This is a genomic window from Thermococcus kodakarensis KOD1, from assembly GCF_000009965.1.
Classification (GTDB): Archaea; Methanobacteriota_B; Thermococci; order Thermococcales; family Thermococcaceae; genus Thermococcus; species Thermococcus kodakarensis.
This window is the reverse complement of the sequence record NC_006624.1, coordinates 1,498,320-1,524,489: the sequence shown is the minus strand read 5'-3', so window position 1 is coordinate 1,524,489 and position 26,170 is coordinate 1,498,320. Positions and strand designations below refer to the sequence as shown.

The window sequence follows — 26,170 nt, the reverse complement described above, 5'->3', positions numbered from 1 at the left end:
GGCTTGATGCTCTACCCGCTCTTTTCTTTTTTGCTTTTACTCTTTATTTCGTAGATTATGAATCCTTCCTCGGTTTCCCCAACTATCTCAATCTCTTCGATGCTCACTTTACCCTTGGGGACTGTTGCTTTAGCCCCAGGTGGAGTTTCACCGTTCTTTGATTGTAACCTCAGCAAGCCGACAACGGTCCCTAGGGCAAAAATTGCTATCGCCGGATAAACGGTGAACGTGTCCTTTGATAGGTACATCAACAATGCGAGCAGGTAGACGCTGGAGACTTCTCTTATACTTTCCCTGTCCCACTTGGGCTCCAGGTACTCGACCCACTCGTTTAGAACTCCAACTAAGAGGAGATAATACACCACGATTGCCACATCGTTGGCGTAGTTCTCGGCCCCAAGCGCTAGTATGACCGCCGCTATTATCAGTCCCACCACTGCGAAGAACACGAATCTCTGTCCGATTGAAAACTCCCTGTATGTTTTAACCAGCAACCTCCAGTATCTTCTGATCAGGAGGATAATCCCGAGGAGTGAAAACGCTGAGAACACAACTAGCAAAATCCATTCGAGGTTTGGCTTTACCGTTATTTCCCCTTCCAGCTCTTTCGTCTCCCTGCCCGCGGGAGTTATGTAGAACTTCAGGGTGTATCTGCCGGGGGGAGTGATCACTGGGAGTTTGGATTCCTGGAATATGTGGACAGTTTTTCCCTCCCTGTATTCGCGCCAGGAGGGGTGCTCGTACGAGAACACTTTGATTCCAAGGTAATACACATCGAGCCTTATGTCTATCTCATAGATTACTCCCTTTTTGTTGGTTATGTAGAAGTCCGCCCTTATGGTATCCCCGGGGTGGTAGGTTTTGTTTAGAAAGACTTCGACTTTGATATCGTCATCGTCAATTGAAAGCTTTTGAGAGTTTTCATAGGGTATGGTTCCTTTTCCAATTTCTTGAGATGTTGTGGTTTCGGTCTTTTTTGGTGCCCCGGTTTTAGTTGGGGTTGTGCTCTCCATCTCTGGTTTTTCTGTTGGCTTAGCTTCGCTGACGGTGAAGTTATCAATGTAAACCATCCCAGTGCCGTTTATCGCAATCACCAGGGAAGAAAACGTCGCCCCTTCAGCTGGTAGGGCGACTATTTCGACGTTTTTCCATCCAAACGAGCCGTTTCCTACGACTGTAACGTTCTTGGCGAACATGAAAGTTCTGTTTTCGTCAAAATAAGCAATCTCCGCTAAAACGCCGTTGGTACTCTCGCTCCTTATTGAGAAGGAATATTTCAGGGTTGTATTTATTGGAAATAGTGGGGAGATTAGGGTGTTAAGCCCGCTCCGTGTGGAGGCTGCTTTTATTATTCCATTTTCCATCAGGGTTATATTAACGCCATGGCCCATCCATTCTTTCTGGGCCAGAGCGAAAGTGAACAACATAGTGATTAACATTAGAGAGACTAACTTTTTCATAGGATTCACCTATTAAAGTCTTTGATTCTTGCATAAGTCTTTATGTCCCAATTTTGGTCATGAGCTTTAAAATTTTCTTAATGTGGGAGATTTTGGGAAGAAAAGAAACAGATAGGGATAGAAGAAACACGAGATCTCTGGTGATACTAACGTTCTATCGCTAGATCAGCGTAAAAAACCGGCGGATGACTAGCTTCTTTGTTCATTTACTTTTTTCTTTTGAAAGCCTCACCCTTCGGGGCGGAAGGGGATCAGGCTTCACTTACCGGGGATATTTGCTTCTGGGAGAGTCTTTGAGAACAGACCATTTATAAAACAATAGAAAGTACGGGGATATGAGATCAGATAACGGGCACACTCCCTACCGGGAGTGCACCCTCATTATGACGTTTAATCTTCAGGTATAAAAATCTATCGGTCAGACCCCGTTAGCGTTTGTCTCGTAGCGTTCAATGATTTCCAATATAGAATGTATCTCTATTGGATATTTAAGTACTTTTTTAAGATACTCAGCTCTTTTCTTGCTTTCATCTCCGAAGCAAACAATAATATCATTCTCTCTTATATTATAGGCATCTTTTTCAAGCGATATAAATTTCAACCCTCCCCCAATATCGGAGGCAAATCTAAGAAGATATTGGAAGGACGGGGAATTCTCTATAACTGTTCTTTCTTCCTTTCCCAATTAATCCTTCGGTTAAAACATAAAGCATTGGTCTTGCGAGGTAGTCTCTAATTGGAATCTTCCTGTGTGAATATGGTGCTAGGTATTTAACATCTCTGTTTCCACTATAAGATACTTTAAAATTATCAAGACCTAAGTGCTTTTCATTAAGCTCATACATCTCTCTAACTCCCAGGCGGATGTTTTGTTCCATAATTTTCCTATAAACGTATTCGACTATGATGTCTGCAGTGGAGATAAAAAGATTAACTTGATCCCCCTTTGGGAAGATAACTGGCCGGTTAGATACTGTTATATCATCCCATGCGTAGGTATATTCCTGTTCATCGAAATTGTCCAGATAAACTTTGATGCCGTTAAGTCCAAGCTCTCTTATTGATTTCCATGCGGTTATGTATGAGAAATAACTCGTTAGCTTGTCTATAAACTTCATGGGCTTTTCCGTCTTTACTGTATTGTCCTTGGAGTAATATTTAACCTCCCTTAAACGCTTCGTGTTGAATATAGAGAACACAAAACTAACGGTGACTTTAGATTCATTGATTAGGGAAACAAAGTCCTCTATAATTTCGTTAGATTTATCATGACCAAAGAGCGACTTTATGTCTTTGCTTTTGAATACGTATCTTGGATTCTTAGTGTTGAGATTACCTTTAAGGCTCTCAAAATAGTTGATGTAATTCTCTTTGAATTTTTTGGGGTCTTCGAACAATAAAGCGACACCAATGTTTGCCTTAAACTGCTTTTTACGTACAATAACAAGTGACTTTGAGTCTGCAGACAATATTTTATCCGTCATGTGATTTCCCCGATCTGAGTATCTCCTATGGGATTTATTAAATTTTTTACAAATCTTCAGTCTGTTTATTGTTCTTGAAATATCAACGTGAAAAGTTTCACAAAGCTGAACTCGTGACCCGAAACTTTCTCTAGTTAAGGGCTTAATTTTCGTTTAACTTTGCTGGTTAGTTTTTTGAACTTCTTCTCTAGCCTCTTGGCCCATTTGTCCCCCTTTTCTCTTCTCCAGTCGTAGAAGATGTAGAATACACTGAGGAGGAAAGTTGTTAAGGATACCATCAGTCCCCTCTCGAACCAGTCCTGAGGAGTGTATCTCAGGACTATTTCAAGGTCCCCTGTCTGATTAATCCAGAAGCCGTTGATGACTCCGTATACCGGAACTGGGGAGACTTTTTCCACGAGTTTGCCATCCTTGTAAACTCTCGCCTCCCACAGCGGATCATAGGATTCGGCGAAGGTTAACATGAAGGGCTTTGTTGCGTTGACTTTGACCTTCCAGAGGGTTGGGTTGACCTTTGTGTAGTCCTGGACTGTGGCGGGAGTTTCATTTGTTTGGAAGAGTTCTTCGAGTGTTTCGTTTTTATCAGTTGAGTAGAGCCAGACCACGTCCAAGAGGGCGTCCTTTGATGTAGGGGTTATTTCTAATTTGTATTCTCCATTTCTCAAGTAGAACAGTGGGGTATATTCAAATGTTGAATTGTTTACAGTTAAAACATACTTATAGTCTCCTATGGATATATTAAATGTACCATTGCCCTTTAATGCAAGTCTGTAGGTACTGTTTTTCACTATCTCCACGTTTTGCCATGCTTTTCCCTTCTGGTCGAATTTTATGGCCTCTCCGTTACTTGCGTTGAAGTCTTTTATAATCTCGGTGTTTTCCCTGTATAAATCGGATTCTGCTTCGAAGAGATATATTATGGTTTTGTTCTGCAATAGTTCTATGGCCTCTTTTCTTGCTTTATTGTACTCTTTTTCAGGTATCAACGCAAATAGATTAACTGCGTTAAATCCCCTAACGTTCTCAAGGACTATCTTGTGTTTTCCTTTTTCAAGCTTGAATGTTCCTAGATCTTCCCAAACGAATTTGTTAAGCTGGTCTTTGGTCTTGATATAAATTGGAGTTCCATCTAAATAAACCCTTATTGCGCCGCCCTTCTGGTTCTTAAAGTAGCGGATGAAAAGCTTGTAATTGTCAGTTTTATCGACTTTGAAGGGAATGTCCAGAGTTACGGGTTTGGTATAGTTTGTTATGTCATAGACTTTCACGTCATCTATCCAGATTATGTTAGGTAGCGGTTTATCTGTTTCGTGGCCATGCCATATCTGGAGTTGGATATAGCGGGTATCTTCACTTTGGGGCTGGTAGTTGAAAGAAATTGTTTTCCAGTTGAAAGTTCCATCACCTATAAAAGGGTAATATAAGAAAGAGCCTTTGATCAGCGTTTTATTGACATCATATTCTTTAACATAAGCATGAACTACATTAGTATTTTGACCTTTAACTTTAAACATAAATCTGTAGACGTGATCATATTTAACCGGAATCAGAGGGGATCTAATTGTCTTCCAGACCCAAGTTGAATTGTAAAGTTCTGCTCTAAGAGCTTGCACACTTTCGTCCCATGAAATTGTTTGAATAGCACTAAACTGGATTTTTGGAGTGACATTTTCCCATGCTTTAACTTGATCTTGGGATGTAAAGTCCCAACTGGCAATTAAATTGGATATAGGCATGTTTTCCGGTAAATCTGCCGTGGGAGGGGCCCACGTGAGTACTGTATTTTCTCCATAGAGAGGGGCTATAGCAATGGAGGGATTAATATACCAACTAAGCAAATCAGTTGCCCAGCTCTTCTCAGGTCTGTTGTTTGGTGCGTTTGGCGTTACAAATAAAGTAGTGCTCAAATAGGAGTCCATCAAGTATAAATCATACAAGGGTTCGTTAGTGAATACAAATGTGTTGCTGATATTATTAATAAGTGGAAATTCTCTTAAATGGACATTCAAAATTATTGCAAAATTATTATCTAAATAACGAACTCCGGACAACAAATCGTCAAATGAAGAGAAAACCAAAGGAGTCCCGCCTACATTGATAAACGGAGAATTATCTATCTGAACTAAATTTATGTTGTTAAAGTTCAATATTTGTCCCCTATGTTTTATATTGTCACATCGAAGGCTTGTATTAAACCAGCGGTGGTATAGTATAGTACTACCATAAACTTTTTGGAGGTATCTCAACATTGGAACGTAATATGGGTAATAGGATGTACAATTGGGTCTACAAATTATATATTTTACACTGATCTTTCCGAGTAATTCATGAATATTCTCTATTCTTTCAGGGTGTTCAATTGAGGTCAACACATAATATTGTAAAATCCCTTCGGAAGGGAATACCCTAGTCACATGCTGTGGAAACGTTGGTTTTGGGCTATATTTAATCATCAAGTCCACAGAGCCCCGATTTATAGTAGGGTATCTTATAGGGCTTAAGGATGGTACATAAACTACGCGATATATCCCTGATTCATTTTTCAGAAAATTATACACCTCAATGTCGCTGTTCCCATAATTTAATACGTTTAATTGATGCATAAACGAATTTAACGAAGGGTATCCAGAAGATAGAATTATAAACAATAATATCACTACTAATAGATTTTTCGATCTAGGAGAGGAGAGTTTCTTGTGAAGCTCTTCTATGAGCATTCCAACAAGTAAAGTATATGCAAATGTTACTATAAACATTGAATGATATACCTCACGAAATACTGAAAGAATTGGAATTTTAAGGTAGAGAAGTTTCCACAATTGGGGGAATGGTCCGTTTAGAGCAGACACAAAGAATAATCCAATAGAAAGCAATGAGAGTGAGTACACAGCGAGATATGCTTGCTCTTTTTTGTTAATAGCAAAGATGCTTGCTATAAGTGAAAGAATTGACAAGGATAACAGAGAGTATATGACTAAACTGGGCAGTTTATTGTGAGTATAGAGATAAAATGGATCATAAACATGACTATATCCAGTCATTAAAAATGCTGGAAGAAGCTTAGGAGCGTTCATAATTTCATGATAATCAATTGGTGCTGCTTTATTTATCACAAGTTTAGATCCTGGATTCATAAACATTGTTAAAATCCAAAAAGAGTTAAGTATGATAAATAGCACTATAAGAATAGCGATGGCTTTTAATGATATTATAAGTGAGGAGTAGTTTCTTTTTGATATAGCAAATATCAACAAGTACAGAGCCGCCATAAACGCTAACATTGGGGGAAACTGCACTTGAACAGCCGACATGCCAAATACTAATGCGGCTGTGAGAATATATGAACATCTTTGTTTGTAATAAACATATTTGTGTAAAAATGCAAAAAACAATGGTGAGATTGCATATGCAAAATTATAGAGATGATATCCAGCTATGATTCTATTATAAAGTACAGGAGTCAACATATAGAAAAGACCCATAAAGAATGCGGACTTACTAGAGAATCTTAGTACCTTGCCTAAATAGAACATGGTCAAAGCAGAAACCAACATAATAATCGGAACAATAATCTTTGATAATACCTCACCATTAAATCTGACCAAAACTGCTAGTGCGAGCTCAAAGAGTCTTTCATATAATAAAGTGTTTGGAACTCCCGACACCCCCCTACCAGAGATAGAATTCCAAGTAAATATTGCTTCAAAAAACCTGTCCCACACTTGGCCAGGGAGGTACGGGATTCTCCAGTCATGTCTAAATCCGATAACGCCTGGAGAAAAAATATAGTAAGCATTTGAGAGGAAAGACACTAGTGCGTATATAAAACCAACTCGTAGATATGTATAACGCATCCTTTCCATATTTACCCCCTGTTTACTACGGTTTTATATCTAAATGATCTCTTATTATGTTATAAAATCGAAAACTATTTGAACTGCGAACTAAAAAAACTTGGTTTCGTTTTAATAGTTTCCAAAGAAGTTCTTCTTCTTTGTTTAGTAATTCATCAAGGTTGTACCAATCATCTAATAAAAAGGATGATGCACGTAGCAAAGGGTTTTTGAACCAGGAAAATTCGTACCGTTGAATTGAAAGTAGTATTTTCATAATATATCTATGGTCAACATCCTCTAAGGGAATAATTTTGTCATCTATTCCTTTCTGAAGTAAAAATATTGAGGAAATATTCTGAGGAGTATCTAGTATTCTACCCCTAAAAAGGGATCTTCCTGTTGGTTTATATTTTACACGAAATAGTCCTTCAATATGCCCAAAGCGAGTTTCATGATGGAAGAAAGTTGAAGTATGAGGTGTAGGGTATACAAAATTCCGTTTAGCATCTATGATCACAGTGTCTTCTCCGACGTATAATAAATTTTTATGATTATTTAGAAATTGTAACACAGTAGTGGTCTTACCCGTATTTGGAGGAGCAATAAATAAATATGCACCATCATTATCCGAAATACCGCTAGCATGTAATACAAAGAAGTTACGCACAAGAAGTTCAACAAAGACATAATCTAATAACAATACTCCAGGTGGATATGCCGATCCAATCTTCTCTTTTACTAATAAGAAGTATGTGGGATTAACTTGAATCTCATTAGTATTGGGTCTAAATACCAAATTAAGCATGATTTTTGGAAGTATGTGATTGGAGTAGTATATAGAACCATCTCTTAGAAGCATAAATCTATCAAATACTTTAACGACATCATGTTTGTTAATATGAAACTTAGAATCCACTTGAAATCTGAACCAGAATGGTGTTTTTTCTGTGGTGTCCTTGGCATCTACTAAAAAAGGCGAAATTGAAAACCCTGGGATTATCTCTTTATTTGTCTCTATAGTAATTAGTTTGGGAATGGCCTCTTTTTGGATCAAAATCAGACCCCCCTTTGGATTATCATCAGCTCTTTTCCAGCTATTTTTCTCCAATCATATCTCTTAACAAATCTGGCTCCATTTTCTCCTACTCTTTTTCCAACATTCTCATTCTCAAGCAATTCAACAACTTTCTTAGCGAATTCTTTTTTATTTCCTCTTGGAATCCAGATAACGTTGTCCTTCCAAATTGGTCGTATTTCGGGTAGATCGTAACATACTACAGGTAATCCTGCGGCCATTGCCTCTCCGATTACTATTGCCCAATTCTCTTCATAGCTAGGTAAGAGAAACACTTTGCTTTTTGCCAGTGTCTTAAATTTCTCTTCGAAATCATATATTGGACCCAGAATTTTTACGTTTTCTTCGAGCTTCTTATCCTTAATCATTCTTTCTAATTTATTCACATTTGTTTTGGTTCCGTGACCGATCAAAATCAGTTTTGCATCTGGAATCTCTGAGACTACATGTTCCCATATTTCCACTACATCGAAGACGCCTTTAGTACCGTCAAATCTTTTCATAAATACTCCATCGAATTGTTTCTCTTTTATTTTGGATGAAATTTGTCTTATTCTCTCATAATCTACACCTGCTTCAACTACCCTTATTTTGGACTCAGGTATCCCTATTCTTTTTAAATCATTTCCAGTTGGTTTGGATACTGCTAAAAAAACATCTGAGTATCTCTTACCAACAAAATATCCCACGCGTTGGTTAATATAAAAAAGGATGCTATTTATAGCCGAAGTTCCTTTCCTTATTAGTGGTGCAACCCAATGAGCTACTATTGCGAATCTGTTCTGAGGATTTTTCCTTTTAATTAATGCTCCAGGAATAACATCATACCAATGCTCTGTGGAAGCATAGATTATTCCCTCAAATCTCATGAGTTCTTGGGGGATCCTGAAAGAATTAAGGGCCCTTAAAAGATACCCCCTTATTGAATATTCGCTTGGCATTTTCATCCTGTGGAACTCAGCTGTTAGCCCTACTCTTTTGCAAAGTTCTATTCCGGCGTCTTGAGTCAATACATGGATTTCAATTCCCATCTCTTGCCATTTTTTAGCAATTTCTATCCATCTTATGTCTCCACCACTTATTCCTGGTTTTCCATTTTCAGCCCCAATGCCATTTGCTATGAACAAGGCTCTCTGAGGGATCCTCATTTTTCTCCACCTTCGTAAGTTTAAGATGACTTTAAATATCCAACACTTGCGGCTAAATACTCCAATCCCTTTAAAACAATTACTCCGGCAGCCAAATGAGGTTTGCTCCAAAATCTCTTCCTTTTAAAAAACAACCCAAACCTGTAAAACAAGCTTATCTGCTTGTTTCCATACTCCCTATATTTCGATTTATATCTTCTGGCTGTCTGTCCATAATAATACTTCTTTTTGAGCCATTTTATTAGTGAAAAGTTTTCTTCATGGTGAATAATATGAGATTCTATTCTGGCTTTGACATTGAATCCAAGTTTCTCAATCTTCTGAGGGAGTGTAGACTCCTCAAAAAATACAACGTCTTCATCAAATCCCCCTACTTGTAGAGCTAAATCCCTTCTGAAAAATCGTGCGGATTCTATTTCAGTTCCAGTATAGAAACTTCTCTCGAAATCTCTAACCTTCACCCAATAACTATTACCGACAGAGCGCTCTGGGATTATTATCCCCCCGATTTTGGGATCTGATTCAATTAATATAACACACTCCTCTATAACCTTTGGAGTTAATCCCATGTCAGAATCAATAAAAAGGACGTATTTCCCATTTGCCTTTTTTAACCCGATATTCTTCGCTTTTGTCCTCTCGCTCTTGATTTGGATAACTTTTGCATTGTATTTTTTACATATCTCAACCGTTTTATCTTGGGAAAAATTGTCAACGACGATAACCTCTATGTTTTTGTAGGTCTGGTTTTTGATTGATTCTAAGCACTTTCCAATAGTTTTTTCTGAGTTGTACGTGGGAATAATCACAGAGACCAGCGGCATCTCTTTATTCTCCATCTCACTCACCGACTGAGGAGTTTAATACCCTCTCAAACTTCTCCGCACTCTCATCCCAGCTGAACCTTTTGGCCCACTTTAAAGCGTTTTCACTTAATCTCCTTTTGAGTTCTTCATCTTCGTGCAATACTCTAAGGGCCTCGCTCATTGCCTTGGGGTTTGGATCACACAGTAAGCCGTTGTATCTATGCTTTATTGAGTCCCTGAGTCCAGGAACGTTATAACCGATTGCTGGGGTTCCCAGGGCATTGGCCTCGATCACGACCCTCCCCCAGCCCTCTCTTATTCCTGGAACCAACAATACGTGGGCTTTTTTCATGAGTTCAATTTTTTCTTTCTCAGGGATGAACCCCCTAAATTCGATGTTTCCATTATTATGCCTTTTTTTAAGCTTTTCCATAAGTTCGCCTCTGCCAACAATCCACATTTTTCCCTTATTGAGCATTTTAAAGGCTATCACGGCGTCTTCGGGCTTTTTAGTTGGGGTCAACCTGCCAACGAATAAAGCGGTAAACTCGTCTTCCTTTTCGGGGACCTTCTCTAAAATATTTCTATCCAATCCATTGTAAACTATCTCAATATCTTTAAATCCGAGCTTTTCTAGGTCGTTCCTCGTGGATTCGGAGACAGTTATTGTTTTAACATTGACGTAATGCTTTAACCAGTAGGGTTCTAGGATGTGTTTCCCAAGGGTATTGATCGGAAACGGTGTCTTATAATCCCAAAACTCAACTGCCAATTGGTGTATCAGCGCTATTATTGGCTTATCAACGTATTTTGGAGTTAGAAATGGCCGGGTGTTTATCTCATCTATTACTACATCAAAATCGTTTTTGTTATCCCTGTAGAACCTCTTTGCGTGGGAATACACCGTATCAAAGAGACCAACTATTTTTCCGCTTCTGACTATTTTGACACCATCAATTTCGTCCTCCTTTTCAGCTCCATTAAAATACGAAGTGAAGAGGGTAACTTCATATCCTTTTTCAACTAATCTTTTTGCAATCTCATGAGTATAAACCTCAGCTCCCCCTGCTTCGGGGTGTCTTATATCCTTCCAGTTGAGCCATAGTATCCTCATCTTTTATCACCATTGTAGTAATGCAAGATGTTTTTTCTGTAAACTATTGCTGCAGTGTCCAAAAACATTCTTGCTATTGCCCTATAGTTTATGGAGGAGTTAAAACTCTTATGTTCAATCTTAATCGGCAGTTCATAAATCTTGTATCCATACATATTTATCACGGTTAAAAGTTCAACATCAAAGGCGTACTTCTTGACTAAGACTTTGGAAAATGCCTTTTCCAGGACTTCTCTCTTAAACACCTTGAGTCCGACCTGAGTATCGCTGACGTCAAGCTTAAGCAGTAATTTAACGAGCGTTCTGTACCAGATGCTGAATAGCCTTCTTTTCTCGGAGTACCTCACCCTAGCTCCCGGAAGGTATTTTGAACCTATAACAACGTCGTATCCATTTTGAAGAAACTTTATGAACCTCTTTATTTGGGAAGGAGGAATATCCAAATCTGCATCGAAGAACACGATTATCTCACCGTTGCTCTTTTCGAAGCCCTTTTTTAGAGCGTACCCTTTTCCCCGGTTCTTTGAATAGCTCACTAGTTGGACGTTCCTAAATGACTCGCAGAGTTCCCTTGCGACTTCGGGGGTATTGTCCCTGGATCCATCGTTGATTATGATTATCTCGTAGTCTAGCCCTTTTAACTCTTTCATGGTTTCTATAACTGCCTTTCTAAGGTTTTCCCCCTCATTGTAAGCGGGCATCAGTATTGATATCTTGGGCATTATTTTGCCTCCAAATAGATATAAACAGTACAATGGGTATTGAGGCACTTACGCCGATTAGCATGTCTATAATCGTAGAAATGTTCTTACTTCCAATGGATAGCATAACTATCTCAGTTGTCAGCAGTCCAAGTAGGTAAAGAAAAATATCTGTCTTGTCTATTGACAGGGAATAATTAATCATTACGCTCGCCAACGAAAAGAACATCATCGCCAGCCCGTATCTCCACAGATACGGGGCGACATTGAGATATTTTGCCCCATAAATGATTTTGATAATGAACTCCGGAAACAGGGCGTAGGCCAAAACTATTCCCCCTGAAATCAGGAGTGTCAGGCCCATTCCCCTCAGCAGCACTTGGAAGTGTTCCTCTCCCTTCTCGTGCTTTTCGGCGGCCTTGGGGAATATGACCATTCCAATCGCTCCGGGTGCAAAAAGGACAATCTTTCCCAGCGCAGAGATGGCGGAATACTGCCCCGCCTCCAAGGGGGACAAGTAGTGCTTGACCAAAATAACGTCGATATTCCACATTGTTGTGTACGCAAGAACTGCGAGAAACGCGAGACCGCTGTATGAGAGGATGTCTCGAATTTCAAGGTCCCCTGTTTCCCTATACTGGAACAGATCCTTTAGAAACATTAGTGTTAAGAAAAACGCCCCCACGTGTGCCAAAAATATCCCTAGTAGACCTCCAAAAACTCCGTAGCCGAGTGCAACCAGGGAAACACCGAAGAGCACCTTAAGGAACGCCCAGGAAGACGTGCTCAGCCCCAACGCCGAGAACCTCTGCATACCCCTTAAGGCTCCCTGGTATATGGGGAGAACCATTGAGAGGGGAAGCGATGCAAACAAAACCAGCAAAAGTGTGTTGTCCTCAATCTGGAGAAAACTGGAAAACATGGGGGAGATTAGGGCTATCAACCCGAACAACAGGACACCGAAGAGTCCCAGGACTTTCGTCCCCTTAATTATGATCGATTTTATCTTTCCGTATTCCTCTCTTGCCCAGTAAACTGCCGTAAATTTGGTTATGGAAGTGTTTATGGTTGTTGAAAACACGGAGAATATGTAGAACAGGGACAACAGGCTGAAAAGTTCACCGTATTCCTGGGGGGAGAGCATTCTTCCCATTAGGAGCTGGTAGAGGTAATTAAAGAAGTTGGAGAGTGTGACCGCGACCATCATGATAAGGGCGTCCCGATAGAAGTCTTGTTTCCAGATGTGAAAGATTTGAACGGGCCTGCTGGCCATGCTATTAATCTCACCGTGCCACTGTGGAGCGAGAGTTTTTATAAATATTACTACTATGTTATTAGCTTAAATGCATACTGCTTACCTTATCTTGTAGCGTCCGAATCCATAGTAGTTAAGTCTATGCGCTCGGTGGGAATGTGATGGAAAAAGGTTTAAACATGATAACGAGTTGATACAACGGGAGGTAAGAAACAATGGATTTCAATAAAATCTTCAGGCCAAAAATCGCACTCCCCATGATAACGGCCGTTGCCTTGATTCTCAGGTTAATCCCCATAAGGTTCAGATATCTCTTAGGCTACGACCCTTATTTCCACCTCGCTTACATAGAGGAGGCCCTAAAAGCGGGCAAGTGGCTCAATTTTTTCACAATCGCAAACGGACCTTGGGGCTTTCAGATGAGGACATTTCACCCCCTCGGCCTGTGGGCAACGCCCGCTTATGTTTACAAACTCCTGAAGATCTTTGGCCTTTCCCTCTACAATGCTTTTAGGATAACGCCCGTCATCTTTGGGATCTTGACGATAGCCGTGTTCTATTGGGCCCTGCTGAAACTCTACGATGAAAAGCGGGCCTTTTTTGCTTCGCTCTTTCTAGCGGTTAGCTTCGGCCACGTCTTTCGCTCAATGGCCGGCTACTACCGCGGCGATAACTACATGCTCTTCTGGTATTCTATTTCGCTTCTCGGAATCGCCTACGCGTTTTCAACGAGGGAAAGACTTGGACATAAAAGCCTTGCCTTCTACGCTGTGCCAGCCCTCGCAAGCGGCCTTGCGGCGGCTTTCTGGCAGGCTTACTACCCGATTTTCGTGTTTCTCCTGGCCAGCGCGGTCTTTCTGGGAGTCGGGGATTTTCTCCTCGGTAGGGACAGGTACATCCTCGACGGGATACTCCTAACAGTCTCCACGGCGATTGGCGCCCTTATTGCGAACTACCTTGGGGCCAGGGTTGGCTATGGCATGCTCGGGTACGACAGGTGGTTGAGTAAAACGGTCGCCGAAAAGCTGTCCCTGGAACTCACCACGGTAAGGGACGCCTACCTGCTCTTCCATCTTAAGTACCTGGTCCCCCTCGCCCTGGCTGGACTCCTGGCCCTCCTCGCGCTCTCGAAGTTCATCAGGGACAAAAGGCTGAGGACCCTGACAGTCCTGGTGTTCGGTGCTCTCGCCGTTTACCTCCTCTTCGCGAGGTTTGAAGGGCTGAAAGACCTCTCAACTGGCTTTGGAATATTCAATGAATGGCCAATATCCGAGACCCGCCCGTCGACCTTCCACGACCTCTGGAGCGCGTTTGCCGTTGGTCTTTTCCTCGCCCCCCTCTTTTTCCTCCGGTTCAGGCCCGGGAAAGTCAGAGTTCAGGACTTCATGCTCCTCGGGCTTGTCCTTCCCAGCCTCTACATGATCAAGACCTGGACGAGGTTTCTATTCATAGGTTCTATGGGAGTTGCCTTAATGGCAGGAATCGGGTTGTTGGAGCTTTATGAAATTCTGCCGCGCTTTGAGGGGAGAAAAGGACTCGCCGTTGCACTTGGGCTTCTCCTCTTCGTCCCCGCCGTTGACACTGCAATCGGTTTCGAGAAGGTCGCGGCAGTGGAGCCGTTTATGAACGAGCACTGGGAGAGGGCGTTAACGTGGCTCGGCGAGAACTCGAACGAAAACGATATCGTTCTTGCCTGGTGGGACTACGGAACGTGGGTTACCTATTATGCCAGACGCGCACCAGTCGCTGAGCTAGCCCCCAATACAGGTGTGGCCCTGTATTACCTCGGCAAGCGCGATGAGAACTGGGCGATGGGCCTTGGCGTCGACTACGTTATCGTCTCCTATTACGACTTTCTGAAGTTTGGAACGATAGTCGACACCGCGATGATGTGCTCGAGGTGCAACGTGAGTGAAAACTACGGCCTCGTTGTCCTGCCCATGGTTTCTTCAGCGGGGGCGCTGGTGTTCAGGAACTCGGGCTACACGGTCGTTGCAAGACCTGGCGAAAAATGGGACGTGAAGATAAGCGTCAGCGGCCATGTCTTTGGACCGCGGGAGGTCTACGTCGAGTACGGAGATAAGATTATAAAACCGAACATAACGCCGTCCGAATCTGGGGCTTACCTTTACATCAACCTCAACTACAACTACGCGATCCTCATGAACGGGGAGGCCTTCAACACTAACCTGGCGAGGCTCTTCATAAAGCCAGATGGGCCCTATGAGCTGGTTTACTCTGATGGAGGGATCATAAAAATCCTGAGGCTTAAGCACCCGAACGTTGTCGTTGAGAGAAGGGGTGGCGAGACACTCCTTCAGTTCGAGAACGCAACCGGGACGAGACTCGGAATCTGGGGCTTCCTCGACAACGGCACGAAGGTCTTTGAGAAGTGGTACAACGTCGAAGGGCTGAAAGAGTTTGAGCTGCCGGCGGAGGTCAACGGAACGGTGATAAGGTACGCCTATGCCGAGGGCGAGAAAATCTTGGACAGGGGTGTGTTTAGAAGAGACTGATTTTTGTTCTTTTTCAAATTTAAAATTTCCTCGCTAAAGCCTCCCCAAAAACTTGAGGATGTATATCCTGGTTCTCACATCCAGGAATGAGGATAAGATATCCCGAATGTTGCCACGCATCACTGGGTTCAACCTGAACGCCTCCAGTACTTCCCTCGCACCGCTCCTATCCCCACTGAAGAGTTTCAAAACCCCAATTTGGAGAAGATGGTAGCTCAGAATCCTGGGATCATGTCTTATATCTCCGTGGGCATCGATCATCCTGTACCGCCCCGAGAGATACTTGGAAAATGAGAACTGGCCGGAGTGGATGGAGTAGTCAACCAGGGGCTCATCTATCGCCCCAAAGCGGCAAACCTTGGCCATCCTCAGCCACATGTCCCAGTCCTCGCAGGTCACGAAGTCCTCCCTGAATAGGCCCGCCTTCTTGAAGCATTCCCGTTTAACCATTATCGTGGATGTTCCGGTTATGTTGTCCTTTAGGAGATGTCCATAAACGTCTCCGCTCGCTTTCGGATGCTTTATCCCCAGAACTTTGTCCCGTTCTAAGTAGTAATACGTGAAGGCGGTATAGACAAGCCCGTAATTCGAGGGAAGCTCCCCGAAGGCCTCAAGCTGCAGTTCTAGCTTGTCCTTTCTCCATCTGTCGTCATCGTCGAGGAAGGCAATGAAATCTCCACGGGCCTTTAAGACACCGATGTTGCGGGCGTTCGCTATGCCCTTCCCACGCTGGGGGATGTACCTGAGCCTTCCGTCGCCGTAGGAACGCACAAGCTCCTTCGTTGATTCGCTCCGGGCACCGTCTATGATCAGGATCTCAAAATCGTCGAAGGTCTGGTTTAGGACGCTCTCTATGGCCCTTCTCAGGAGCCTATCCCTGCCGTAAGTTGGGATGACAACCGAGACCCTGGGCCTCAACGCTGCTCCTCCAGCACTTTTATCAGGGTCCTCGCGATCTCAACGTCTTCCCTGAAGGTAATCTTCAGGTTGAAGCAGTTACAATGTAGCACGTGGACGTTGAATCCCGCCTCCATCGCGAGAAGGATGTCGTGGGGAATCTCGTTCAGGATTCCCCGTGATAGTGCCGTCTCAAGAGTCTTCTTCAGGGCATCGTAGCGGTATCCTGTGGGAGCCTCTCCCATGGCGTATCTCGAACGGTCGTGGATTCTCTTTACCTTTCCATTATCCAGCTCTATTAGGTTCCCGGTTATTGGGTTCACGGTTGTTACCACATCCATCTCGTCCAGGAGGTCTATTATTTTCTCAAAAACCCACCTGGGTGTGAATGGTCTTACGGCATCGTGGACTATAACCTTGGTCTCTCCCGGTGGAACTTCCTTAAATCCGTTGTACATTGATTCGTTCCTAGTCTTCCCCCCTATCGTGACCGTTTCTATCTTTGGAAAGCTTTCCGCCAGTTCCAGGGCCGTGTCCATGAATTGAGGATTGGAGACGAGGATTAGCCTGTCTATGCCTCCGACTTTTGACACGTTTTCCAACGTGTACTCTATTATCATTTTCTCCTCGATCCTGTAGTACTGTTTGGGGAGGCCGAGGTTTGCCCGTTTTCCGATTCCGCCCGCGAGAAGGATAAGGGTTGTCATTCAAATTCCCCCTTTATTATGTGTTTGTAAACCCTCTCCGAAGATTTATTGTCCTGCCCAACTTCGTAAAGGAGGTTTTTGATAGTTTCCCTCCACTCTGCATCTATCTGGGGATCGTCTATGTACTCTCTCAGGCTCCTTTTGAGGTCTTCGACAGTTTCGGGCTTCTTCCCAGGAGCAAAAAATTCATACGGCAAGAGAAAGCCGCTTTTTTGCTCCAATGCTTCCCTATCTGGCAAGTAGAATACAATTGGCCTGTTCAGGAGTATGTAGTCCTCAAAGATGCTTGAGTAATCGGTTATCAGGATATCAAACGCCCCCATGATGTCGTTTATGTTGAGAAGGTGTGACTGAAGCGGTTCGTCTGTGAGGAGAACAACGTTCGAACTTACTTTTACTTTGGATTTTACCGCCTCAGCCACTAGTTTGTGGGGCTTTATGACGAGCAGGATGTTCTCCTCTCTTATGAACTCGATGAAGTCTCTCCGAAAGAGGCTCTCAACAGCCCTGACGCTGGCCTCAAAGTCTTTCAGGTAGCTGGTATACCTGTAAGTTGGTGCGTAGAGAACAACGCCATCATAGGCCTCCACATCAATTCCCAGTATTGACGAGAGCGTGTCTTTTGAGTCCTTCATGTGGTCAAAGAGGCCGTCGTTTCTGGGCTGTCCGAGGATTCTGAACTTCCGGGGGTTTATCATGAACTGCCTCACGAACGAACCGACGACAAGTTCCGAGGTTGTTACGAAGTCAGTCGTCCACCTGTCCATGTAGAGGTAGAGATCCCTGATGCCTAGGGGATGTTCGTAGCCGGTCTTCTTGCCCGGAAGTCCGTGCCAGAGCTGGATTACCCTTTGACCTAAATGGGGCGTCACGGGTAGAACATCAGTAGTGATGATGAATTTGGCTCTCAAAAGCTCTTTTAGGCCCTTAATTGAGTAGAGAGGCACAGTTTTCGCTTCAGAATACCTTCCCTTGAGGACCTTAACGGATGGAGAGCTTGGATTATTCAGGAGCCAGACCAGCTCGTAATCATTGGTCTTTCTGGAAACGTACTTAAAGAGTGCTAGGGCATTGTCAGATACGTCGGGAGTTGAGTAGAAGAGGAGTTTGTTTTCGTCTTTTGGAATAACGTTTGCCAGTGAAAGGAGTCTGGAGGCTATCAGCTGTTTGGTTACTCTGTCCATTCTCACCCTCGCCAGGATAAATGCCCTAAAACTTTTAACCATTGTCCCCCAGCTATATTTGGGAAATGCATGGCTAAGGTATCAATCATCGTTCCCGTCTACAACACGCGAGACTACGTTCCAAGGCTTCTTAGTTCGATAGAGAAGCAGACCTACGAGGACTGGGAGCTTATACTCGTTGACGACAACTCAGATGATGGCACTTACGAGCTTTTGCTTGACTTTAAAGATAAACATCCTGATAGGGTTGAAGTTCTAAGGACGCCAAAGCGAAGGAGTGGCGTTTCTGTCGGTAGAAATATGGGTATTGAGGTTGCTTCTGGTAGATACATAGCTTTCATAGACAGCGACGATTGGTGGAGCGAGAGTTTTCTTGAAGATACGGTGAGCCATATAAAGGGTTTTGGTGGCGTCTCAACTGAATACTACGATGTTTTCGAGGAAACTGGAAAGAAAATCCACGTTAGAGCTTCAAAACACGGCGAACTGTCTTGGAAGGATGTCCTTATGCTCAAAGCGAGGTTTGGTGTTGGTAGCTCTCTTTTGAGAGCAGACATAATCAATGATTACGGCTTGCGGTTTCCAGAAAACATTCGCTACTCGGAGGACGCATACTTTTTCACTTTGTATCTGTCATTGATTGAGAAGGTGTATTCTGTTCCGAAACCTGACTTCTACCACCTTGTAAGGAGAAGCTCGGCTGTCCAAGGAAGAAGCAAAACCCCAGAAGAGAAAATTAGGGGAACGCTTGAAGCTTACAATAAGCTCTGTCTAAGAGTCAAAGAAGTGTCAGGCAAACATCGTGAGGTCTGCGACGTTGTTGCAAGGCAGTTGAGACCTTTTAGCTTTATGACCTACATCACAATCGTGTCGGATACTTACGGTAGGAAGGAAGCACGTAAGCTGTTTTGGAAATACTTTGACTACATCAAAACTTACAGGCCAGTTAGGTCTCATTCGTCATATTTGACGTTGATATGGATTGTTGATTTGTTCGTTCCTATTAGGCCACTTTTGAGAAAAATGGTGAGTAAAAAATGAAAATATACGTCCACGGATGCGGCACAGTGGGTGGTGCCGAAAGAGTCATGCTAAAAGTTGCAGAGGTTCTTACTGAGCTTAAGGAAAAATATGATCTGTATCTCATCTGTTCATATGTGGGGGATGTCCCCTGCGTGTCATGTGATGAGATGATAACACTTCCAATGCTAAATGGTCTTGGCAGTATAAATGAGCTTGCACAGAAGTTAGCTACATTAAGAAAATACAGAGATGTTGATATAATTTTTGCACACACATCCCTTTTACCGGTAAAGAAGCCTGTAAAAGTCATAATAGATGGTAGAGATTGGGATAAGTTCTTTAAATTTTATCTGAACTGGAGAGGAAAGTTGCTGAACTATCCACTCAAAAAGATTCGTGATTTATATGTTTCTATGCCCAATACATTGATCCTGCTACTCAATAAAAACAGTTTTCAGTATTATGGACGGAGAAATTCAAATATACGCCATATTTCAAATGGTATTGATGATGATGTCAAGAAGTTATACCAAAGGAAATTTCGGCGTAGGTGGGATTTTATCTACGTAGGGAGGTTTAGTGAAGAAAAAAATCCCCAGCTTGTGATTGATACTTTTAAAGACAAACCTTATAGGGGTTTAATGGTTGGAGCTGACAAAGAATATACTGTTGTGGGAAATATAGTAGTCAAAGCATTTTCCCCACGTAAAGATGTACTGAGGATGATGAAAGAGTCTAAGGTATTGATTTTGCCGTCTCGTCATGAAGTTTTTCCATTAGTTTTATTGGAGGCTCTTGCCCTCGGAGTGCCGTCTATCGTGAGTGATAGCATCCAGACAGAGATTTCGCGGTATACAATTCCATTCAGGTGTTGTGACAAAAGGGATCTCTATGAGACCTTCCTCTATGTTATGGAAAATTACCCCTATTACGAAAAAAGATACAGGAAAATATCCAGACTAATCCTTAAAAAGTATGACTGGGACGAGATACTCAAAAAAGCTCTTACTACAATTTTGGAAACCTACAAGTCAGAGAAAAATAAACAAACTTTGGACAAATCATGCAAGGTCAGTTGGATTGACTAAGCCTCTTAGAGCCCTGTTGTTTTTAAATTATCCGTATGGCGGATTCAGTCAATAACATAAGGGCGGTTTAAACAAGTAGAACAGTCTGACTTCTCAATAGCTTTGTAAATGGCTATTCATCAAGAAACGCAATGTATTGTTCATGCGTATTTTTAATCTTATAGTTTCTAGCCTGTAATACGTTAGAGCCAAGAAGTTCAAGATTCTTACTCTGTTGTCATCGAGAGGTAGTCTATGGGGCTATTATTGGCCATCATATGATCTCAGAATCCTGACAAAAGTTTAATTCGAAACACTAAACAACATGCTTCAACAGTTTTCTCTTTCTTTGATGGTCTGAATAATAACTGAGACCTTAGGCACCGTTATATTTCCCGTTTTTTATTCCTACTCTAAAACTTAAAACACTTGCTATCCCCTGACTAACCACCGTCGCCATCGCGGCTCCTCTTGCTCCATAATTCAGTATCAGGAAGTAGTTTAGCACAACGTTCAGCAACGCAGTGAATCCCGTTATCTTGGTAAACGTTAGTTCCCTTCCCGTTGCATTCAAAAAGCTCCCAAATAGTGAGTTTAGGAACATAAATGGAACCGCAAAGGCCAAGATTCTGAGCATAGGAACGCTTGCCAGGAAACCTTCTCCGAACACAAGTATAGTTCCCCACCTTGCAAAAACGTAGTACCCTATCGTTCCCAGAACGCCCAAACCGCTCAAAATCCGAGAGCTCTTCTTCAGTAAGATCTCAAGGGTTTTTCGATCCTCTTGCCACAGCCTTGCCATTGAGGGCATAGTCGTCGGGACAACAATATTCGGAACAAATAGGGAAACTTCGATTAGAGTATAAGCTGCCCGGTATATTCCGGTCTCGTAGTCTCCCCTCATTAGGCTTAGCATCACCATGTCAGTGCGGTAGTAGATCAGCGTAAATAATCCGATGAACCAGAAGGGGTAGGACTTCTTGAGAAGGGAGAGCCATTTTTGGGGCTCAAAATGGATGCGGATTTCTCTAACGAATCTTTTACCCCATTTTATCCTCAAAAGTTCCCTTAGGACGTATCCAATGAGAAGTGTGATTATAAATGGTGAGAGAGATCTGCAAACATAGAGAACGGTTCCTCCTATAAAAAACGCCCAGATTCTCTCAATAGTTCTTGCAATAGCTTCATATTTAGTAACTTCATGGGCATACATCATGTTCACAAATACATACGCTATCCATCCTAGCACTGCCTCAGCTCCAGCAAGTACAATCAAAACCTTCATCCATTCCGGCTTTGGGAGCTGGAGGGTTAGGGCAACAATTATCCCAAAATTGATCAGCGCTAGTGCAATCTTAAGCCCAAGCACATCGGGAAGAAGCTCTTCAGCCTTACTTCTATCCCTCGCAACCTCACGCATGAAGTAGTAGCCAACTCCGAGATCAGAGAATATCCCCAGAAGTCCAACATAGTAGAAGATGAACGAGTACTGGCCAAGTCCCTCCGGGCCGAGGGTTCTGCTCAGGATGACTATTACCCCATAGGCCAGGAGTTTCGAAATGACCTCGGCCCCGAAGAGCCAGCCAGCATTTTTAATGAGTCTCAGCTTAAGGCTTTCGGTCATGGCGACCCTTCAGTAGGGAAAGGAAATTAAAAACCTAATCCCCCCTCTGTATCTTCGCATGTCCTCCGACCAAGCTCTTCTTAAGCTCGAGGTTCCTTATCTCGCACTTTTCGTCTATTATTGAGCGCCATATCGTCGCGTTCTTGAGTATAGTGCCCCTAAAAACTATTGAATCGCTTACGTCCGAGTTCTCTATGACGCAGTCCTCCCCAATGTACGCGTAGGGCCCGATTATGGAACGGCCCAGTATCTTCGTCCCCCTCTTTATGACCACAGGTGGGATTATCTTAGAGTAGGGGCTTATCTGGATCTCCTCGATGTGGCTCTCTTTGAGTAGAGTCTTGAGGGCTTCAAGATAACTGTCTGCTGAACCAATGTCGTACCAAAACTCTGAGAAGCGGTAGGCCCTTATCTCGATTCCCTTCTTCAGGAGCCAGCTGAGGAAGTAGCCCGGTGCGTCTCTGTGGCCGTTTGCAAGGTATTCATCAATGAGAGCCATAACATCCCTGGGGAGGGCGTAGACGCCGGTGCTTATCAGCGTGGACTTAGGTACAGCCGGCTTCTCCTCGAAGTCAACAACCCTGTCCCCCTCTAGGAGCACAACGCCGTACCTCTTGGCGAGCTCTGGGTTACCAACGTCATAGACCGCTATCAGGGGCTTTTCATCGTATCGCTTGAGGAAGTCCTGGAGCGAGAAGGAGAAGAGGTTGTCCCCAGCGATGATCAAATAATCGTCAAGGCCTATTTCTTCGATTATCTTCTTCAGCGCGCCTATCGTTCCGAGCTTCTCTTCCTCGTGGAGTGTGTCCTCAACTATGAGTTTGACACCCCATTTTTCGGCAAAGGGCCTGAATCTGCTCTCGAAGAACCTGTTGGTGGAGATATATGTTTCAAGGCCGGTTTCTGCGACCTTCTCCAATATGTGGTCAAGTATCGTCCTGTCCCCCACCGGCAGCAGGGCCTTGGGGACATCTTTTGTGATTGGCCAGAGCCTGGTGGCGTAGCCACCGGCCATTATGACGGCTTTCATTTGTTATCCCCTCCGAGGATTTTACGGATGTGCTCTAAGAACTTCTCTATATCAGTTATGTTTTCGGTTATGATTCTGTATATCATCCTGTCATCAATGTCCCAGTATATATGCACAAGTCTGTTTCTAAAACGAGCCATTAAGATAAGGCGGCGTGCCAGTTCATTGCTTATAACATTGTTTTCCTGGAGAACCTTAAACGCGTCCGAGTAGTCTTTCGGTAGTCTCAGTTTGTTTTTTGATATCAGGTGATACGCAATGTCTATGCATGCCTCAATTGCAACCAGAAGATTGTACTTTGCGCTAGATATGTAATGCTTGTTCCTTAGAAACTCTTCTTCATCAAGCTCTGCAAGTTCATGGATGTTGAAAAGGGCATTCTTGGCTTCTCCCATCAGCCTCGTTACTCTGTCCCTATCATATTCCAAGGGCCTCCCTCCCGTAGAGTTCGAGGTAGTAGGAGTAATCGTGGTACTCTGCCATGGTCTCTTCCTCGAACCTGCACCTTGCTTTTTCATCCTTCGAGAACAGTAGTTCTCCGCCTATGACCTTAAACCTGAAAGTAATAGGGGCCTCGTTCAGAACCCGGACGTCAACGGGAAACCCCGTTAGTTCAGTAAGTTCATCCTCCAGCGTCATTTCATAGAATATATCTAGCTTCTCCTTCACGTAAACGGCTACATCAATGTCTCTGAACGGCCTATCTTCGATGAAAGAACCATGGAGATAAGCAAATATAACTTCCTCTCTTCTCATGAGGGCTTCTTGAATTTTCACTTTTATTTTCTCCCTTCCCTGTGGGGGAATGTCATAGATTTTCATCATGGTTTAACTTAAACGTTAGAGTAAAAAAGCTTTTCCCAAAGTTTAATAACGTGACCTCGATAACTACATGGGTGATGGTGCACATGAAAGTCCTAGTTACGGGCGGTGCTGGCTTTATCGGTTCCCACCTCGTTGACGGGCTGATGGAGAGTGGCTATGAGGTCAGAGTTCTGGACAACCTGAGCGCCGGGAGCTTGGACAACGTAAAGCACTGGCTCGATAACGAGCGCTTCGAGTTCATAAAAGGTGACATGGTTGACCTCGAGACCGTAAAAAAGGCCATTGAAGGCGTTGATGTTGTCTTCCACCTCGCGGCTAACCCTGAAGTTAGAATCAGCGCCCAGAGCCCTGAAACGCTCTACGAAAGCAACGTCACGATAACCTACAACCTCTTGGAGGCTATGAGGAATTCCGACGTTGAATACCTCGTCTTCACGAGCTCCTCAACGGTCTACGGCGATGCTGAAGTCATTCCAACTCCTGAGAGCTACGGCCCTCTTAAGCCGATAAGTGTCTACGGTGGTGCAAAGCTCGCGGCTGAGGCTATAATAAGTGGCTACGCCCACATATTCGGCTTTAAGGCCTTGAGCTTCCGCCTGGCGAACATCATCGGCAAGCGCTCGAACCACGGCGTTATATACGACTTCATCAACAAACTGCGGAAGAACCCGAACGAGCTGGAAATCCTTGGAGATGGAACTCAGAGGAAGAGCTACCTCCACGTGAGCGACACCGTTGAGGGAATGCTCCACATCTTCGAACACTTCAAGAAAAGCGGCGAGACCTACGACGTCTATAACCTTGGCAACGACGACTGGATAACAGTGAAGGAGATAGCAGAAATAGTTAGCGAGGAGATGGGGTTGAGCCCGAAGTTCCGCTTTACTGGCGGGGTAGATGGCGGAAGGGGCTGGAAGGGCGACGTTAAGCTCATGCTCCTCGACATAGGCAAGGCCAAGTCCACCGGTTGGAGACCAAAGATGAACAGCTACGAGGCCGTCAGAAGAACGGTTAAGGAGCTTCTTGAGGGGTGATTTTTGATATTTTCTCCCCCTAACGTTGAAAGAAAGTGGAGAAGTTTAATCTCTGCTCAAACTTCTCCAGCTTTGCGCGGGTTTGTTCTCAAAATCTCTTGGTAATTGCGATTTCACCTTTCTTTTTAGCGCTCTTTGAGCGCTATACTGTGAGGAAATCCTGTAAATCTAGCAACTAGATAAGTAAACCCGCTCAAAAGCCAGCTCATTAAAAACGCATACTACTCTTCCGCCATCCGTTAAGGACGCTTGAACGCTAGTGAAAGCGGCGCTGAAGCTTTTGGAAAAAAGCTTCACCAAAAGCTTGAATGTCTTCGTGATATTGGCTGAGAATTGGGATTCTCATGACAAATTTGCAGATGAATAGGGGTTTTCTTATTTTTAACGCCTTTCGGGCGTTATACTGCGAGCAAACCCCTTGAGGATTTCCAATTTATGGTGAGAATCACTGAAAAGCTGGGCACTCAAAAGGACATTCGATTTTTGATGAAACTTTGCCCAGCAAAGTTTCTATGGCGGGCCGGCCGGGATTTGAACCCGGGACCTTCGGCTCCGAAGGCCGACGCCCCGTCCAGACTAGGCCACCGGCCCACATCTGGGAAAATGAAAAGAAACTTAAAAACCTAACCGCCTTTAGAAGGAGTAAAATTTATAAATCCACCATCGGAGCTATCAACGGGTACAGCCCCGTGGTGTAGCGGCCAAGCATGCGGGACTCTGGATCCCGCGACCGGGGTTCGAATCCCCGCGGGGCTACCATTCAACTGGGCTCCAGATGAACTTCGAACCCCGTGTTTTACTCTCCTTTGTAATCCCCCTTCTGGAAAATAACTATACTATGTCCCTGCAGTTGGAAATCCCCTGAAGTTTTTGTTGTTTTCTAGTTTAAGTAATGTCCTCTTAGCTCCCAGTGGGAGAAGCTCAGGGGATATTTAACTGCAGAACCCAATGGGCAGGGGTTTATTCTTGCAGCCCAACTGTTGGACTTTTCCCATAATTTGCCATCAAAAAACTGTTTCAGGACTAAAAAGCGCGCAAATCGAACTTTTTAAGAACCCTTTTAAGGAGGTGCGCCTAATAGGTGTTAAGTGGGATTTTAGTAACTTGTTGAGAATGATGTCTCATTTTTAAATCATGTAATTACAAGAAGGTGAGAGAATGAATGGAAATGTAAACCTTGAAGGCGAGATCATTGCCCTGTTGAAGAAAAAGGGCCCCTTAAGCGTTGCTTTTATCACTAGGTTCTTGAACGAGATGGGAGTTGAATGCACCCGTCAGCGAGTTGAGAGGGTCTTGAGGGATCTTGTCTCGAGGGGTGTGGTGGAGGCATTTTACAACAGTGGTTTCTACAACAAGAGAAAGCACTACAGGGTGAGATGATAAG

The 26,170-nt window shown here is 43.5% G+C and carries 21 protein-coding genes and 2 tRNA genes; 6 read left to right on the top strand and 17 right to left on the bottom strand.

All coding sequences use genetic code 11. The annotated features are described in order from the left end of the window. Positions 1 to 11 precede the first annotated feature (11 nt). The 9 genes from TK_RS08640 to TK_RS08595 form a co-directional block, all read right to left on the bottom strand. On the bottom strand, positions 12 to 1,460 hold the full coding sequence (locus TK_RS08640) for a hypothetical protein (protein WP_011250679.1): 1,449 nt from the start codon (positions 1,458 to 1,460) through the stop codon (positions 12 to 14). A 626-nt stretch (positions 1,461 to 2,086) separates the two neighbouring features. Then, positions 2,087 to 2,944, bottom strand: a complete 858-nt coding sequence (locus TK_RS08630) for a hypothetical protein (RefSeq protein WP_011250677.1) — start codon at positions 2,942 to 2,944, stop codon at positions 2,087 to 2,089. Between the two features lie 134 nt (positions 2,945 to 3,078). Beyond that, the gene (locus TK_RS11670; protein ID WP_011250676.1) at positions 3,079 to 6,807 is read right to left on the bottom strand and encodes a hypothetical protein; all 3,729 of its coding nucleotides are present in this window, start codon (positions 6,805 to 6,807) and stop codon (positions 3,079 to 3,081) included. Between the two features lie 16 nt (positions 6,808 to 6,823). Further along, on the bottom strand, positions 6,824 to 7,834 hold the full coding sequence (locus TK_RS08620; RefSeq protein ID WP_011250675.1) for a hypothetical protein: 1,011 nt from the start codon (positions 7,832 to 7,834) through the stop codon (positions 6,824 to 6,826). A 2-nt stretch (positions 7,835 to 7,836) separates the two neighbouring features. Next, positions 7,837 to 9,003 carry a glycosyltransferase family 4 protein gene (locus TK_RS08615; protein WP_011250674.1) on the bottom strand — a complete coding sequence of 389 codons (1,167 nt, stop codon included), beginning with the start codon at positions 9,001 to 9,003 and terminating at the stop codon, positions 7,837 to 7,839. Between the two features lie 20 nt (positions 9,004 to 9,023). After that, the gene (locus tag TK_RS08610) at positions 9,024 to 9,842 is read right to left on the bottom strand and encodes a glycosyltransferase family 2 protein (RefSeq protein ID WP_011250673.1); all 819 of its coding nucleotides are present in this window, start codon (positions 9,840 to 9,842) and stop codon (positions 9,024 to 9,026) included. A 1-nt stretch (position 9,843) separates the two neighbouring features. Next, positions 9,844 to 10,923 (bottom strand): glycosyltransferase family 4 protein, encoded by a 1,080-nt coding sequence (locus tag TK_RS08605; RefSeq protein ID WP_011250672.1) that lies wholly within the window; start codon positions 10,921 to 10,923, stop codon positions 9,844 to 9,846. Next, entirely contained in the window at positions 10,920 to 11,645 is a 726-nt protein-coding gene (locus TK_RS08600) for a glycosyltransferase family 2 protein (protein WP_011250671.1), read from the bottom strand. The genes TK_RS08605 and TK_RS08600 overlap by 4 nt, the downstream gene beginning before the upstream one ends. Then, positions 11,608 to 12,831: an oligosaccharide flippase family protein gene (locus tag TK_RS08595; protein WP_232500573.1), complete on the bottom strand. Its 1,224-nt coding sequence runs from the start codon at positions 12,829 to 12,831 to the stop codon at positions 11,608 to 11,610. Before TK_RS08595 ends, TK_RS08600 begins: the two co-directional genes overlap by 38 nt. A gap of 263 nt (positions 12,832 to 13,094) precedes the next feature. On the opposite strand from TK_RS08595, the gene TK_RS08590 reads away from it, so the two are divergent. After that, on the top strand, positions 13,095 to 15,395 hold the full coding sequence (locus TK_RS08590; RefSeq protein WP_011250669.1) for an oligosaccharyl transferase: 2,301 nt from the start codon (positions 13,095 to 13,097) through the stop codon (positions 15,393 to 15,395). Between the two features lie 33 nt (positions 15,396 to 15,428). On the opposite strand, the gene TK_RS08585 is transcribed toward TK_RS08590, so the two are convergent. From TK_RS08585 to TK_RS08575, 3 genes are read right to left on the bottom strand one after another with little or no spacing between them, the layout of a single operon-like run. After that, positions 15,429 to 16,313 (bottom strand): glycosyltransferase, encoded by an 885-nt coding sequence (locus TK_RS08585; RefSeq protein WP_011250668.1) that lies wholly within the window; start codon positions 16,311 to 16,313, stop codon positions 15,429 to 15,431. Continuing rightward, positions 16,310 to 16,999, bottom strand: a complete 690-nt coding sequence (locus TK_RS08580; RefSeq protein WP_011250667.1) for an IspD/TarI family cytidylyltransferase — start codon at positions 16,997 to 16,999, stop codon at positions 16,310 to 16,312. Before TK_RS08580 ends, TK_RS08585 begins: the two co-directional genes overlap by 4 nt. Continuing rightward, a complete protein-coding gene (locus TK_RS08575; RefSeq protein ID WP_232500645.1) occupies positions 16,996 to 18,183 on the bottom strand; it encodes a CDP-glycerol glycerophosphotransferase family protein in 1,188 nt (395 codons plus the stop codon). Before TK_RS08575 ends, TK_RS08580 begins: the two co-directional genes overlap by 4 nt. A 69-nt stretch (positions 18,184 to 18,252) precedes the next feature. Here TK_RS08575 and TK_RS08570 point away from each other — a divergent pair, with 69 nt between their 5' ends. Together TK_RS08570 and TK_RS08565 are read left to right on the top strand one after the other, a co-directional pair. Then, positions 18,253 to 19,224 (top strand): glycosyltransferase family 2 protein, encoded by a 972-nt coding sequence (locus tag TK_RS08570; protein ID WP_011250665.1) that lies wholly within the window; start codon positions 18,253 to 18,255, stop codon positions 19,222 to 19,224. Beyond that, positions 19,221 to 20,294: a glycosyltransferase family 4 protein gene (locus tag TK_RS08565; RefSeq protein ID WP_011250664.1), complete on the top strand. Its 1,074-nt coding sequence runs from the start codon at positions 19,221 to 19,223 to the stop codon at positions 20,292 to 20,294. The genes TK_RS08570 and TK_RS08565 overlap by 4 nt, the downstream gene beginning before the upstream one ends. A gap of 355 nt (positions 20,295 to 20,649) precedes the next feature. Here TK_RS08565 and TK_RS08560 read toward each other — a convergent pair whose 3' ends face one another. The 4 genes from TK_RS08560 to TK_RS08545 are packed head-to-tail and all read right to left on the bottom strand — an operon-like array spanning position 20,650 to position 23,752. Next, on the bottom strand, positions 20,650 to 21,897 hold the full coding sequence (locus tag TK_RS08560) for a flippase (RefSeq protein WP_011250663.1): 1,248 nt from the start codon (positions 21,895 to 21,897) through the stop codon (positions 20,650 to 20,652). Positions 21,898 to 21,931: 34 nt separating this feature from the next. Beyond that, positions 21,932 to 22,927, bottom strand: a complete 996-nt coding sequence (locus TK_RS08555; RefSeq protein ID WP_011250662.1) for a sugar phosphate nucleotidyltransferase — start codon at positions 22,925 to 22,927, stop codon at positions 21,932 to 21,934. Beyond that, positions 22,924 to 23,355: a type VII toxin-antitoxin system HepT family RNase toxin gene (locus TK_RS08550; protein ID WP_011250661.1), complete on the bottom strand. Its 432-nt coding sequence runs from the start codon at positions 23,353 to 23,355 to the stop codon at positions 22,924 to 22,926. Before TK_RS08550 ends, TK_RS08555 begins: the two co-directional genes overlap by 4 nt. Continuing rightward, positions 23,345 to 23,752, bottom strand: coding sequence for a type VII toxin-antitoxin system MntA family adenylyltransferase antitoxin (locus TK_RS08545; protein WP_011250660.1), 408 nt, complete (start codon positions 23,750 to 23,752; stop codon positions 23,345 to 23,347). Before TK_RS08545 ends, TK_RS08550 begins: the two co-directional genes overlap by 11 nt. 83 nt (positions 23,753 to 23,835) lie before the next feature. Here TK_RS08545 and TK_RS08540 point away from each other — a divergent pair, with 83 nt between their 5' ends. Next, complete coding sequence (locus tag TK_RS08540) at positions 23,836 to 24,786, top strand: NAD-dependent epimerase/dehydratase family protein (RefSeq protein WP_011250659.1); 951 nt, start codon at positions 23,836 to 23,838, stop codon at positions 24,784 to 24,786. Between the two features lie 513 nt (positions 24,787 to 25,299). Here the strand turns inward: TK_RS08540 and TK_RS08535 are convergent. After that, positions 25,300 to 25,377 (bottom strand) — tRNA-Arg (locus TK_RS08535). 92 nt (positions 25,378 to 25,469) lie between these two features. Here TK_RS08535 and TK_RS08530 point away from each other — a divergent pair. Next, a tRNA-Gln gene (locus tag TK_RS08530) sits at positions 25,470 to 25,545 on the top strand. A gap of 399 nt (positions 25,546 to 25,944) precedes the next feature. Then, complete coding sequence (locus TK_RS08525) at positions 25,945 to 26,166, top strand: hypothetical protein (RefSeq protein WP_011250658.1); 222 nt, start codon at positions 25,945 to 25,947, stop codon at positions 26,164 to 26,166. The last annotated feature ends 4 nt before the right edge of the window (positions 26,167 to 26,170 follow it).